Genomic DNA, 13,458 nt, shown 5'->3' with positions numbered 1-13,458 from the left:
GGGGCCTCCCGGGTGTCCGCCCCACTGTAGTGCCGACGGGCACGACACCGGTTGGTCGTCTTCCGGTCTCGTACGGAGCCGAAGACGCAGCCTTCGGGTCCATGGTTGCCACACATGATCCCAAGGTGGGCACAACCTGGCATTTCCGCGATCCGGGCCGAGCATCCAAGATCATTTACTGCCGGGTCCCGGGCGTGTTGTCGGTCGCAGGTGCGAGGATGCCCTCAGCACTGAACCGGACGACGCGTCCGCGGTGGTGGGGGAATCGCGGGGTCCTCGGGGCCCTTCCCCCGGCCCGCCGGGCGCGCCGCGCAGAAGGGACCGCTGACGGCGATGCAGATCCGGCTGACCGTCCTCGCGCCGACCGTCGGCCAGGCGGCGGGACGCGCCTGTGACGTGCTGGTCACCGCCCCGGCGGGGACCGCGCTGGCCGCCGTGGCCTCCGGGCTCGCCGCGGCCGTCGCCGGGCCCGACGTCTCGGGCACGGTGGTGCTGTACGCGGGCGGCGAGCGGCTCGACCCGCAGCGCCGCGTGCTGGGCGAGCCGCCGCTGGTGGACGGCGCGGTGCTCACCCTCCAGGTCCCGGGCGCGGACCACGCGCCCCTCGACGGCGCGGCGGCGCGCCTCCATGTGATCGCCGGTCCCGACGCGGGCGGCGTCCACCTGCTGCACGGCGGCCAGATCCGCATCGGCCGCTCCACCGACGCCGACGTCCCGCTGGACGACCCCGACGTCTCGCGCCTGCACTGCGCGGTGACGGTCGCCGACGACGGGCGCGTCACGGTCGCGGACCTCGGCTCCACGAACGGCACGACCCTCGACGGCGAGGAGGTCGGCCCGCGCCCGGTGCCGCTCCCCCCGGGCGCGCTGCTGCGCCTGGGCGAGTCCACCCTCCGGCTGAGCCGCGGCGCCCCGGAGCCGCCGGCGCCGACGACCCCGGACGGTGAGGGCCACCTGCGGGTGCGGGCGGTGGGCGCGGGGGCCGGGCCCGGCCCGGCCGCCACGCCCCCGGTCCCGCCCTCGATCCCGGCCCAGGCCCGGTACGCGTCCGGCGCCGACGCCCCGGCCCACGCTCCGGCCCCGGCCCCGGCCCCTGACACCTCGGGCGCTGCGTACGCCGCGCACCCCGGCGGAGCCGTGTCCGTCCCCGGCGGCGCCGGCGCCGCCACCCAGGAGTCCCCCGCCGCCGCGGCCAAAGGCGGGCCGCGCAGGCGCGGCATAGGCGCCTGGGCCCGGCGCCTCGCGGGCGGGCGCGGCGACGAGGGCGAGGGCCCGGTGGCGTACGGAGCGCCCGAGGTGCCGGGCCCGACTGGCGTCGGGGGCGAGGCGTGGCCGGACCCGGCCGCCGTGCTGCTCACGGCGCTCGGGCCGGGGCCCCGGCTCTGGGAGCGCGGCCCCGCGCACCCGGAGTCCCTCGTCGTACGGCTCGGCACGACCGACCGGGCGAACCTGCCCGCCGTGCCGGTCACGGTCGGCCTGCGCGAGGCGGGGTCCCTGGCGCTCGCGGGGCCGCGCCCGCGCCTCATGGGCCTGGCCCGGTCCGTGGTGGCGCAGCTCGCCGCGCTGCACGCGCCCGCCGGGCCCGACGGGGGCCTGGAGCTCGTGCTGCTCGCCGGAGCCGCCCGCGCCAAGCGCGACTGGGGCTGGCTCGGCTGGCTGCCGCACACGCGGCCCGCCCACGGCCAGGACTGCCGGCTGCTCCTGGCGTACGACCGGGACCAGGCGGCCGCCCGCGCCGCCGAGCTCACGCGGCGGTTGGACGACGGACCGCTGGGCCCCGGCTGGGCCGCCGCCGACCGGAGGGCCGTCGCGGAGGCGGCCGCGCGGTACGACGGGCCGCGCACGGTCGTGGTCGTCGACGGCGACCCCGGCTCGGCGGAGCTGCGGGAGACGATGGCCCGGCTCGCCGGGGCCGGCCCGTCGGCGGGCATCCACCTGATCTGCCTGGCCGAGGCCCCGGCGGCCTCGCCGCTCTCGCCGGTCGCGGCGACGTACGAGACGGCGTGCGCCGCGTCGCTCGCCTTCCGCGAGTGCGGGGCGGTCGCGCTGCTCTCCGGCGATGTGGCCACGGCGCTGCGCCTGATGCGTACGGCGGGCGGGCAGCCCGCGGGGCACGGGACCGTCGGCACGGTCGACGCCGTCTCGCCCGCGTGGGCGGAGCGCTTCGCCCGTGCCCTGGCGCCGCTGCGCCCGAGCTGCGACGGCGGCGCCGAGAGCCGGGCCGGCCTCCACGGCACCGGGGCCGGGACCGGTGCCGCGCCCGGCGGCCGCGTGGCGGCCATGGCGCCGCTGCCCCCGTCCTCGCGGCTCCTCGACGAGCTGGGCCTCGCCCGCGCCACGCCCGCGTCCCTGATGGCCCGCTGGGCCTCCGCCCCCGACGGCTCGGCCGTGCTGGGCACCGGTCCGCGCGGCCCGCTCGCCATCGACCTCACCGCCGAGGGACCGCACCTGCTGATCGAGGGCCCGGCGGGCAGCGGCCGTACGGAGCTGCTGCGCGCGGTCGCGGCGTCGCTGGCCGCCGCGTCCCGCCCGGACCGGCTGGCGCTGCTGCTGGTCGACGGCGCGGGCGGCGAGCGCGGCGAGGGCCTCGCGCCCTGTACGGAGCTGCCGCACGCCACGGAGCACCTGGTCGCCTCGGACCCGGTGCGGATGCGGGCGTTCGCCCAGGCGCTCGGTGCGGAGCTGAAGCGGCGGGCCGAGCTGCTGGGCCGCCAGGAGTACGCGGAGTGGCAGACGCAGCGGGAGGTGTCGGACCGCCTGATCGGCCCGCGCCGCCCGGCCGACGGCGAGCAGCCGCACCGCGGAGACCTCGACACCCCGCCCAGCAGCACGCTCCGCCTGCGCCCGGCGGCCCACCGCACCGCCGCGGGCCCGGGCGCCGGCGGCCCGGAGGACGACGCCCCGACCCCGCTCCCCCGCCTGGTCGTCCTCGTCGACGACTACGACGCGCTGGTCGCCCCCGCGCTCGGCAGCCCGGGCCGCCCCGCCGCCGGGTCGGTCGTGCGCGCGCTGGAGGCGGTGGCCCGCGAAGGCCACCGGCTCGGCGTGCACCTGGTGGCGACGTCCGCGCGCCCGGACCGTACGGCCGACACGGAGCTCGCCCGCGCCGCGCGCCTGCGCGTCGTGCTGGACGCGCCGCCCGCCTCGCCGGGACCGGACGATCCGGCGCCCGGGCGCGGCCGGCTGGGGCATCCGGACGGCCGGGTCACGCCGTTCCAGTCGGGCCGGGTCACCGGGCGCATCCCGCGCACGGCGACGCTGCGGCCGACCGTGGTGCAGCTCGACTGGGAGCGGATGGGCGACCCGCCGACCCACCGCCCGGTCCGCGAGCTGGGCAACGGCCCGACCGACCTGGCGCTGCTGGCGAGCGCGCTGGAGCGGGCGGCCCGCTCGGTCGACGCCGCCCCGGTCCCGCCGCTGACGACTCCCAGCCATCACTGACGTGACGTCACGAGCCCATCACGATCGCCCACTTGACAGGGAAGGCGGTATTGCGACCCCCGTACACCCGGCGTAGACCTGAGCGCACGGGACGCGTACGCGCACGGAAGAGTGCACGCAAGAGACGGGGCAGTGATGCGCACTACTCTTCGCACGAGCACGGTGGCCATGGCGCTGGCGGCGGTCGGCGCCCTCACCCTCGCCGGCTGCGGCGGCGGTGACGGCGGCAAAGGCGGCAGCCCCGGCCGGAGCAAGGATCCGGGCGAAACCGCCGCCACCGTCCAACTCCCCAAGCTCGACGGCCAGAAGCTCCAGGTCGTCGCCGTCTGGACCGGGCCCGAGCAGCAGGCGTTCACCAAGGTTCTCGACGAGTTCGAGAAGCGCACCGGTGCCGACGTCGCGTACGTCCCGACGCAGGACGCGATGCTCAACTACATCGGCACGAAGATCGCGGGCGGCTCGCCGCCCGACGTGGCGATGCTCCAGCAGGTCGGCGCGCTCCACCAGGCCGTCGCGCGCACGTGGGCCAAGCCCGTCGGCCCGGAGGCCAAGGCCCAGCTGACCAAGAACTACTCCCCGGGCTGGCAGCGGCTCGGCGCGGTCGACGGCACCCAGTACGGCGTGTACTTCAAGGCCGCCAACAAGTCGCTGATCTGGTACAACACCGCCGTCTTCGACAACGCGGGCGTGTCCGAGCCGAAGACGTGGAAGGAGCTGCTGTCCACGGCCGAGACGATCTCCGCGTCCGGCGTCACGCCGGTCTCGATCGGCGGCGCGGACGGCTGGACCCTCACGGACTGGTTCGAGAACGTCTACCTCTCCCAGGCGGGGCCGGAGAAGTACGACCAGCTCGCGAAGCACGAGATCAAGTGGACCGATCCCTCCGTCACGCAGGCGCTCACCACCCTCGCCGAGCTCTTCGGCAAGCCGAACCTGATCGCGGGCGGCGCGCAGGGCGCGCTGCAGACGGAGTTCCCGGCGTCCGTCACGCAGACGTTCACCGGGGGCGACCAGCCGAAGGCCGGGATGGTCTTCGAGGGCGACTTCGTATCGATCAACATCGGTCAGACCGAGGCCAAGATCGGTAAGGACGCGAAGGTGTTCCCGTTCCCCGCGGTCGGTGCCGAGCCTCCGGTGGTCACCGGCGGCGACGTGGCGGTGGCGCTCACCGACAAGCCCGCCACCCAGGCCCTGATGACGTTCCTGGCCTCGCCCGACGCGGCGCGCATCTGGGCGGGTGAGGGCGGCTTCATCTCGCCCAACAAGTCCATGGACGTGGCGGCGTACCCGAACGACGTCCAGCGCGACATCGCCAAGGCGCTGATCTCCGCGGGCGACGACTTCCGCTTCGACATGTCGGACCAGATGCCGCAGTCGTTCGGCGGCACGCCCGGCAAGGGCGAGTGGAAGGCGCTCCAGGACTTCCTGAAGAACCCGAAGGATGTCGCCGGCATCCAGGCACGCCTGGAGGCCGACGCGGCCAAGGCGTTCACCGGCAAGAGCTGACGCCATGGCAGCCCCCGCCGCCACCCCGCCCCTGTCGAAGACGCCCGCGCCCGCGCCCCCGCGCACGCGCGTGACCGGCACCCGCAGGCTGATGGCCGCGGCCTTCCTGCTGCCGGCGCTCGTGTTGCTCGGCGCGCTCGTGGTCTATCCGATCGGGTACTCGGTCTACCGGTCCTTCTTCGACCAGTCCGGCGACACCTTCGCCGGACTGGCCAACTACACCGAGATCTTCACCGACGACACGATCCTCACGGCCGTCAAGAACAACGCCGTCTGGGTGGTGGTGGCGCCGACCGTCGCCACCGCCCTCGGGCTGATCTTCGCGGTGCTCACCGAGCGGATCCGCTGGGGCACGGCGTTCAAGCTGGTCGTCTTCATGCCGATGGCGATCTCGATGCTCGCCGCGGGCATCATCTTCCGGCTGGTGTACGAGCAGGACCCCGACCGCGGGGTCGCCAACGCCGTCTGGGTCGGCGTGCACGACACGTTCGCCGAGTCGGCCGGCTACCCCAAGGCCCGTCCCCTCCCGGTCCACCCGCTCAAGGCGGCGGGCGGCGGCGCGTTCGTCACCAAGGAGCCGGTACGGGCGGGCACGCCGGCGAAGCTGCCGCTGATCGGCGTGGCCCCGGCCGACATGCCCGGCGACGCCGCGCCCGCGAAGGCGCCGCCGCCGCGCGGCGACGACATCACCGGCACCGCCTGGCTGGACTTCACCCGGGGCGGCGGCGGCACGCCCAACACCGTCGACGCCAAGGAGCTCGGCCTCAAGGGCCTGAAGGTCGAGGCGGTCAAGGACGGCAGGGTCGTCGCCACCGCGACGGCGGCGGCCGACGGCACCTTCACTCTTCCCGCCGCGGCCGACGGCGCGCACCTGCGCCTGCCCGAGTCGAACTTCCGCGAGCGCTACAACGGCGTCGACTGGCTCGGCCCGTCCCTCGTCACGCCCGCCATCATCGGCAGTTACGTGTGGATGTGGGCGGGGTTCGCGATGGTGCTGATCGCGGCCGGGCTGGCGGGCCTGCCCCGCGAGCTGCTGGAAGCGGCCCGGGTGGACGGCGCCAACGAATGGCAGGTCTTCCGCCGGGTGACGGTCCCGCTCCTCGCGCCGGTCCTGGCGGTCGTCCTCGTCACCCTGATGATCAACGTACTGAAGATCTTCGACCTGGTCTTCATCATCGCGCCCGGCTCGGTCCAGGACGACGCCAACGTCCTGGCGCTCCAGCTTTACCGCTCCTCCTTCGGCACGGACGCCCACCTCGGCGTCGGCAGCGCCATCTCGGTGCTGCTCCTGCTGCTGGTGATCCCGGTGATGCTCTTCAACATTCGGCGCATCAGGAAGGAGGCCCGGCGATGAGCAGTGGGCTCCGCCCCGACGCGCCTCCCTGCCGGGGGTCCGGGGGTCGCCCCCCGGGCAGGCACAGCAACATCCGGCGCATACGGAAGGAGACGCGGCGATGATCCCAGCAACCAAGCCGTCGTTCGCGGCCCGCCTCGCCGCCCGTGCCGGGGGCGGCGCCCTGCGCGTCTTCCTCGTCCTCGTCGCGCTCTTCTGGCTGATGCCGACCGTCGGCCTGCTGCTGTCCTCGCTGCGCGACCCCACCGACATCAACGCCTCCGGCTGGTGGACGGTGTTCACCGCGCCCGCCGAGCTGACCACCGCCAACTACGCGAGCATCCTCGACAACGACACCTTCACCCGCTCCCTCCTCTCCACCCTCCTCATCACCGTCCCGGCGACGGTCCTCGTCATCGTCATCGGCTCGCTCGCCGGCTACGCCTTCGCCTGGATGGACTTCCCCGGCCGCGACTGGTGGTTCCTGGTGGTGGTCGGCCTGCTCGTCGTCCCCGTCCAGGTCGCGCTCGTGCCCGTGTCGAAGCTCTTCGGCGAGGTCGGGATCTTCGAGACGACCTTCGGCGTCGTCCTCTTCCACGTCGCCTTCGGCCTGCCCTTCGCGATCTTCCTCCTGCGCAACTTCTTCGCCGAGATCCCGCGCGAGCTGCTGGAGGCGGCCCGCCTCGACGGAGCGGGCGAGATACGGCTGTTCACGCGCGTGGTCATGCCGCTCGGCGGGCCGGCCATCGCCTCGCTCGGCATCTTCCAGTTCCTCTGGGTCTGGAACGACATGCTGATCGCGCTGATCTTCGCGGACTCCGAGTCCCCGCCGATCACGGTCGCGCTCCAGCAGCAGGTCCGGCAGTTCGGCAACAACATCGACGTGCTCGCGCCCGGCGCGTTCGTCTCGATGGTGATCCCGCTCGCCGTCTTCTTCGCCTTCCAGCGGCAGTTCGTCTCGGGGGTGATGGCCGGAGCGGTGAAATGACGTACAGGTCAGCGGACGTACACCCGCGGGTCCCCCGTATGCCACGGGGCGCGTAACCCGGTCGGTCCATCGGAAGTTCCCGGGCCATGCCCCGGTTCAGCGTCATCGTCCCCGCGTACAACGTCCGGCCCTACCTGCACGCGTGCCTGGAGTCGGTGCTCTCCCAGTCCTGCGACGACCTCGAACTGATCGCCGTGGACGACTGCTCGCCCGACGGCTGCGGTGCGATCGTCGACGAGTTCGCCGCCCGCGACCGCCGGGTCGTCGCCGTGCACCTGCCCGAGAACTCCGGCCTCGGCCCGGCCCGCAACGCCGGGCTCGCCCACGCCACCGGGGACTACCTCGTCTTCCTCGACGGCGACGACACGCTCGTACCGGGCGCCCTCCAGGCCGTCGCCGACCGCCTCAAGGAGACCGGCGACCCGGACGTCCTGGTCTACGACTACGCCCGTACGTACGCCACCGGCGAGACCGTCCGCAACGAGTTCCACGCCCACCTCGGCCAGGAGGGCCCCGCGCCGTTCACCCTCGCCGACCGGCCGGGGCTGCTCAAGGTGCTGATGGTGGTGTGGAACAAGGCGTACAAGCGGGAATTCGTCCAGCGCGAGGGCTTCACTTTCCCGCCCGGGTTCTACGAGGACACTCCCTGGACGTACCCGGCGCTGCTGGCCGCCGGGTCGATCGCCACGCTCGACCGGGTCTGCGTGCACTACCGCCAGCGCCGCTCCGGCTCGATCCTGAGCACCACGAGCCTGCGCCACTTCGACCTGTTCGACCAGTACGAGCGGCTGTTCGCGTTCCTCGACACCCGCCCCGAGCTGGCGCACTGGCGTCCGGTGCTGTGCCGCCGCATGGCCGACCACTTCACGTCCGTGTTCATGGCCCCGGGGCGTCTGCCGCGCGGCACGCGCGCCCGCTTCTTCCGCCGCGCCCGCGCGCACTACCGCCGCTACCGCGCGCCGGGCGCCGCCCCGAAGTTCGCCGCCCCGAGGGTCACCACGCGCCTGCGCCACGCCCTGGTGCGGTGCGGCAGCCACCGTACGTACCGCACGCTCATGGCCGCCCGTACGGCGAGGAAGCGCCTGACCGCCGCCCTGCGGTCGGCCGCGGGCAGGGTGCGCGGCGTGCTGCTCCAGCTGCACTACCGGGTCCAGCGCTGCCTGCCCGTCCGCGACGACCTCGCCGTCTTCGGCGCGTACTGGAGCCGGGGTTACGCGTGCAGCCCGGCCGCCATCGAGGAGCGCGTGCGGGAGCTCGCGCCGCACATCCGCACCGCGTGGATCTGCGCGCCGGCGTACGCCCACACCGTGCCACCCGGTACGCGCCGGGTGCGTCCGGGCTCGGCGGCGTACTGGACGGCCCTGGCCCGCTCCAAGTACCTGGTCAACAACGTGAACTTCGACCGCCGGCTGGTGAAGCGGCGCGGCCAGGTCGTCGTCCAGACCCAGCACGGCACGCCGCTCAAGCACATGGGCCTGGACCTGATGCACCGGCCGGCCGCCGCCCGGGGCATGGACTTCGCCGGGCTGCTGCGCGCCGTCGACACCTGGGACTACCTGATCTCCCCCAACCGCCACGCCACCCTCGTGTGGGAGCGGGTCTACCCGGCCGCGTACCGCACGCTCGAGTACGGCAGCCCGCGCAACGACGTCTTCCAGCGGGCCGGCGCCGCCGACGTCGCCCGGCTGCGCGAGACGCTCGGCATCCCCGAGGGGCACACGGCGATCCTGTACGCGCCCACCCACCGCGACTACGTCCGCCCGCAGCCGCACCTGCTGGACCTGGACCGGCTGGCGGTGGCGCTCGGCCCCCGCTTCGTGATCCTGGCGCGCGCCCACCCCACGCACGGCGACGGCGCGCCCCTGGCCCCGGCCGCCAACCCGCGCGTGATCGACGTCTCGGCGCACCCGTCCGTCGAGCAGCTGTGCCTGGCGTCGGACGCGCTGCTGACGGACTACTCGTCGCTGATGTTCGACTACGCCAACCTGGACCGGCCGATCGTCGTCCACACCGAGGACTGGGCGGTGTACGACGCGGCCCGGGGCACCTACTTCGACCTGCAGGCCTTCCCGCCCGGCGCGGTGGCGCGCTCCGAGGACGAGCTGATCGACATCTTCGTCACCGGGCACTGGCGGGGCTCGCGTTCGGCGCAGCTGCGGGCCGCGTTCCGGGCGCGGTTCTGCCCGTACGACGACGGGCACGCCGCCGAGCGGGTCGTGCGCCACGTGTTCCTGGGCGAGGACCCGGAGCGGCTGGCGCCCGTCGTCCCGCTGGAGGAGCGGCGCCCGGCGCCGTCGATGGGGCAGGCGGTGTCGGCGCTGTTCCCGGCGCCGCGCTGATCAGGCACGTACGAGCAGGGCTTTGGCGAGGCGGCGGACGACGCCCCGCCGGGCCATCGGCACGAGCAGCCGCCCCGCCGCCCCGCCCGGCCGCCACCGCACCTGGAGGCGCCCCGCGTCCCGCCCCTCCGGCTCGACGGTGATCCGGTGCCGGGCGGGCCCGGCGACCTCGAAGGGCGGGAAGTCCAGCGGCGCCAGCAGCACGCCCGCGTTCACGGCGTCCCCGCGGGTGACCTCCAGCACCGGGTGGCGCACGCCCCAGAAGCCGTGAGGGGGCAGCGCCACCGCCGCCAGGTCGAGGCGTACGGCGCCTTCGAAGACGCCGCTCCCGGCCGGGTCGAGGCGCACCGGCAGGGTGGTCCGCCGCCCGCCGGGCGCGAGGTGGAGCCGGGCCGGCTGGGGGGCGAGCGACAGGCGGCGCCCGGGGTCGTACGTCCGTACCGCGAGCTCGACGACCGATCCGGTGTGCGCGAGGTCCGTGATCTCGTGCCGGAAGCGCGCCGCGCCGAACGGGCACCCCTCCAGGTCGAGTTCCGTCAGGTCCAGGTCGCGGCGGCCCGCCTCGGTCGCGGGCTCCGCCCCGCCCCAGTACGTACGCCCGTCCGCCACCGTCGTCCCCCGCGGGCCGACCCCGTGCACCAGCCCGCGCGCGGCGAGCCGCGCCTCGTCGTACCGGCCCTCGCGCAGCAGCCCGATCACGGCCCGCTCGACCCAGCCCAGCCGTTCGTACGCGGCCGGGGCCAGCCCGTCCAGGTACGGCAGGGTCTCGGCGGCGAACTCCGCGACCCACTCCACCTCCCGGTACGGCAGGTCGCCCGCGTACAGCCGCACGTCGTGGGAGAGGAACTTGAAGTCCTTCTCCTCCCGGACCGCCGCCGAGACGCCGTGCTCCGCCAGGAACGCGTCGATGAGCCGCGCGATGGCGATCCGGTCGCGGACGTTGGACATCAGGTGCCGCCGGTTGGAGATGGTGGCGGCGTCGGCGGCGGCGTAGGGGGCGATGTACCAGCGGTAGACGGGCTCGGTGAGGACGGTGAAGGCGCGGGCGAGGGTGTACGCCTGGGCCGAGAACAGCTGGTCCTCGTAGTGCAGGTTCTCGGGGAAGCGCAGCCCGTGCCGGTCGAGGAACTCCCTGCGGTACATCTTGTTGGTCGACAGCGGCTCGAAGAGCAGCCGCGGCTCGTCCTCGATGCCCCGCACCGTGCGGCGCCGGCCGAAGAGCGACGCCATCCAGGTGGAGGTGGCGCCGGTGTCGGCGCGCACGCGTTCCACCGCGCCCATGGTGAAGTCGACGTCCGCCTCCCGGTGTGCGGCGAGCAGCAGTTCCACGGCTTTCGGCGGGAGTTCGTCGTCGCTGTCGAGGAACATCAGGAACGGCGCGCGGGCGATCTCGATGGCCCGGTTGCGGGGCGCGCCGCAGCCGCCGCTGTTGCGTTCCAGCCGCAGCAGCCGGATCCGGTCGTCCTTGGCGGCGAGCGCGGCGGCGACCTTCGGGGTGTCGTCCGTGGAGTGGTCGTCGCTGATGACGATCTCGAGGGCGCGGTGGGTCTGGGCGCGTACGGAGGCGACGGCGCGCGGCAGCCGTGCCGCGTCGTTGTGGACGATCACCGTCACGGTGACGTCGGGGAAGGTGGTCATCGGCGCGCGGCCTCCTCGGGGGTGGGTGCGGGGGTGCGCCGGCCGAGGGGCAGCACGGGCGGCAGGCCCTCCTCCCCCTCGCCGAGGAAGACGCGGCGCACGACCCGCTCGGCGGCGTGCCCGTCGTCGTACTCGCAGAAGCGCAGCCGGAAGTCGTGGCGCTGTTTGCGGGCGGTCTCGTCGCACCAGGCGGTGGAGGTGAGGACCTCGGCCAGTTCGCCCTGGCCGCGGGTGACGGGTCCGGGGGCCTCGGCCGTCAGGTCGAAGTAGACGCCGCGGACGCGGGTGTACGTCTCCCAGTCATCGGCGTGGATCACGATCGGCCGGTCGAGGTTGGCGTAGTCGAACATGAGGGACGAGTAGTCCGTGACGAGGACGTCGGCGGCGAGCGCGAGCTCCTCGACCGGGTCCCAGCCGGTGACGTCGAGGACGCGGGGGTGGCGGGGCCCGGGCAGCCGGTCGTGGAAGTAGTGGCCGCGCACCAGCAGCACGGTGTCCTCGCCGAGCCGCTCGGCGAGGCGCGGCAGGTCCAGGCGGGGCGTCCAGCGGGCCTCGTGGTCGCGGTGCGTGGGGGCGTACAGGACGGCCCGGCGGCCGGGTGCGATGCCGAGGCGGGCGCGGGCGGCGAGGACGTCCTCGGCGGTGGCCCGGTAGTAGACGTCGTTGCGGGGATAGCCGTAGTCGAGGGAGCGGTAGCCGGAGGGGTAGGCGCGGGCCCAGGTCTCGGTGGAGTGGCTGTTGGCGGAGAGGCTGTAGTCCCAGCGGTCGATGCGCTCCAGGAGGGCGTCGAAGTTGAGGCCCTGGGCGGCGGCCGGGTGGTGGCGCTGGTCGACGCCCATGCGCTTGAGCGGGGTGCCGTGGTGGGTCTGCAGGTGGACGGAGCCGGGCCTCTTGGCGACGTCGTTGGGGAAGTTGACGTTGTTGACGAGGTACTTGGCGCGGGCCAGGACGTCCCAGTAGCGGGGCGTGCCGGGGACGACGTGGTCGGTGCCGGGCGGCAGCAGCGGGACGCGGTCCTCCTCCACCACCCACACGCGGCGGATGTCGGGCGCGAGCTCGGCGAGCTCGGCGGCGAGGGCGGCGGGGTTGCAGTGGACGCCGCGCCCCCAGTACGCGGAGAAGACGGCGAGGTCCTCGTCGACGCGGCGGCGCAGGGCCGCGCGGTAGCGGCGCCGGGTGCGGACGGCCGCGACCTGCCCGGCGCGCGCCCCGACGGCCGTCTGGAGGGTGCGGCGCTTGTCGTTGGCGCCGCGCAGGGCCCGGTAGCCGAGGTAGGCCCCGTGCACGAGGAGGTGGTGGCGTACGCCGTCGAGGCCCCCGGGGGCGCGGTGACCCTCGGGGCGGAAGCGGGCCGCGTGGCGGGCGGCGCGGCGGAAGTACTCGGCGACGAGCGCGGGCGGCAGCTCGTCGCGGCGGGCGAGGGTGGCGAGGTAGTCGGCGGTCATCCGGTCGTACAGGCGGGCGCGTACGGCGGGGTTCCCGCGGCCGGCGTACAGCTCGTGCAGCCGCTCGTACGGGCCGAAGGCGGCGAAGTGCCGCTCGGGCTCGGCGGCGCGCCGCTGCACGGGCCGGTCGCGGCGGTGGACGACGGCCACGGTGTCGCAGCAGGCGACGCGCCGGGCCAGGAGGAGTGCGGCGTACGCGGGGTACAGGTCGCCGTCGACGGCGAGGAGCCCGGGGTGGTGGTCGAGGAGCCGGGCGCTGATGACGCGGGCGCCGAGGACGGGCGCGAGGTCCAGCAGCGCGGGCCGCTCGTCGAGGCTGGTGAGCCGGGGCAGGCGGGTGAGGAGCTCGGTGTCGCCGCTGGGGGCGGCGTCGTCCCACCAGTGCGCCACCCGGTGGTCGCACAGCAGGACGTCGACGGCCGCGGCCGCCGGCAGGGCGTCGAGCCGGGCGGCCACGGCGGCCGCCGCGCCCTCGGGCAGCCGGTCGTCGGGGTGGACGAACTGCACGTACGCACCGCGCGCGGCGCCCACGGCGGCGGCCCGGGCGGTGGCCGTCGACGCGTGCGGGGAGACGGGGACGACGGTGACGCGCGGGTCGCGCGTCTCGTGGGTCTCGGCGAGCGCGCGGGCGGCCGGGTCGTCGAGCGGCACGGTCACCACGACGTCGAGGCGCGCGTACGGCTGGGCGGTGACGCTCTCCAGGCACTCGCGCAGCCGGCTGAGGGAGGCGCGGCCGGAGACGATGACGCTGAGCTGGGTCATGGCGGT

General features: G+C 75.0%; 7 protein-coding genes. 5 read left to right on the top strand and 2 right to left on the bottom strand.

Going from position 1 to position 13,458, the window contains the following annotated elements:
* Positions 1-333: 333 nt before the first annotated feature.
* From AC07FJ_RS29680 to AC07FJ_RS29660, 5 genes are all read left to right on the top strand, one after another.
* Complete coding sequence (locus AC07FJ_RS29680; protein ID WP_479052323.1) at positions 334-3,441, top strand: FHA domain-containing protein; 3,108 nt, start codon at positions 334-336, stop codon at positions 3,439-3,441.
* Between the two features lie 135 nt (positions 3,442-3,576).
* Positions 3,577-4,947 (top strand): ABC transporter substrate-binding protein, encoded by a 1,371-nt coding sequence (locus AC07FJ_RS29675; protein ID WP_479052322.1) that lies wholly within the window; start codon positions 3,577-3,579, stop codon positions 4,945-4,947.
* A 4-nt stretch (positions 4,948-4,951) separates the two neighbouring features.
* Complete coding sequence (locus AC07FJ_RS29670; protein WP_479052321.1) at positions 4,952-6,301, top strand: carbohydrate ABC transporter permease; 1,350 nt, start codon at positions 4,952-4,954, stop codon at positions 6,299-6,301.
* 100 nt (positions 6,302-6,401) lie between these two features.
* On the top strand, positions 6,402-7,268 hold the full coding sequence (locus AC07FJ_RS29665) for a carbohydrate ABC transporter permease (RefSeq protein WP_479052320.1): 867 nt from the start codon (positions 6,402-6,404) through the stop codon (positions 7,266-7,268).
* An 86-nt stretch (positions 7,269-7,354) separates the two neighbouring features.
* Positions 7,355-9,607: a bifunctional glycosyltransferase/CDP-glycerol:glycerophosphate glycerophosphotransferase gene (locus AC07FJ_RS29660; protein WP_479052319.1), complete on the top strand. Its 2,253-nt coding sequence runs from the start codon at positions 7,355-7,357 to the stop codon at positions 9,605-9,607.
* On the opposite strand, the gene AC07FJ_RS29655 is transcribed toward AC07FJ_RS29660, so the two are convergent.
* Positions 9,608-11,245 (bottom strand): glycosyltransferase family 2 protein, encoded by a 1,638-nt coding sequence (locus AC07FJ_RS29655; RefSeq protein WP_479052318.1) that lies wholly within the window; start codon positions 11,243-11,245, stop codon positions 9,608-9,610. It abuts the gene before it with no gap.
* A complete protein-coding gene (locus AC07FJ_RS29650; RefSeq protein ID WP_479052317.1) occupies positions 11,242-13,452 on the bottom strand; it encodes a CDP-glycerol glycerophosphotransferase family protein in 2,211 nt (736 codons plus the stop codon). The genes AC07FJ_RS29655 and AC07FJ_RS29650 overlap by 4 nt, the downstream gene beginning before the upstream one ends.
* Positions 13,453-13,458 lie beyond the last annotated feature (6 nt).

This window comes from Streptomyces sp. NPDC045998 (genome assembly GCF_056430285.1).
The sequence above is the reverse complement of the archived record's forward strand: the minus strand, read 5'-3'. Positions and strand labels throughout refer to the sequence as shown.

What these genes read in the sequence shown, in the direction of transcription:
- AC07FJ_RS29680 (WP_479052323.1), top strand. Translation starts at nt 334, where the DNA reads ATGCAGATCCGGCTGACCGTCCTCGCGCCGACCGTCGGCCAGGCGGCG.
- AC07FJ_RS29675 (WP_479052322.1), top strand. Translation starts at nt 3,577, where the DNA reads ATGCGCACTACTCTTCGCACGAGCACGGTGGCCATGGCGCTGGCGGCG.
- AC07FJ_RS29670 (WP_479052321.1), top strand. Translation starts at nt 4,952, where the DNA reads ATGGCAGCCCCCGCCGCCACCCCGCCCCTGTCGAAGACGCCCGCGCCC.
- AC07FJ_RS29665 (WP_479052320.1), top strand. Translation starts at nt 6,402, where the DNA reads ATGATCCCAGCAACCAAGCCGTCGTTCGCGGCCCGCCTCGCCGCCCGT.
- AC07FJ_RS29660 (WP_479052319.1), top strand. Translation starts at nt 7,355, where the DNA reads ATGCCCCGGTTCAGCGTCATCGTCCCCGCGTACAACGTCCGGCCCTAC.
- AC07FJ_RS29655 (WP_479052318.1), bottom strand. Translation starts at nt 11,245, where the DNA reads ATGACCACCTTCCCCGACGTCACCGTGACGGTGATCGTCCACAACGAC.
- AC07FJ_RS29650 (WP_479052317.1), bottom strand. Translation starts at nt 13,452, where the DNA reads ATGACCCAGCTCAGCGTCATCGTCTCCGGCCGCGCCTCCCTCAGCCGG.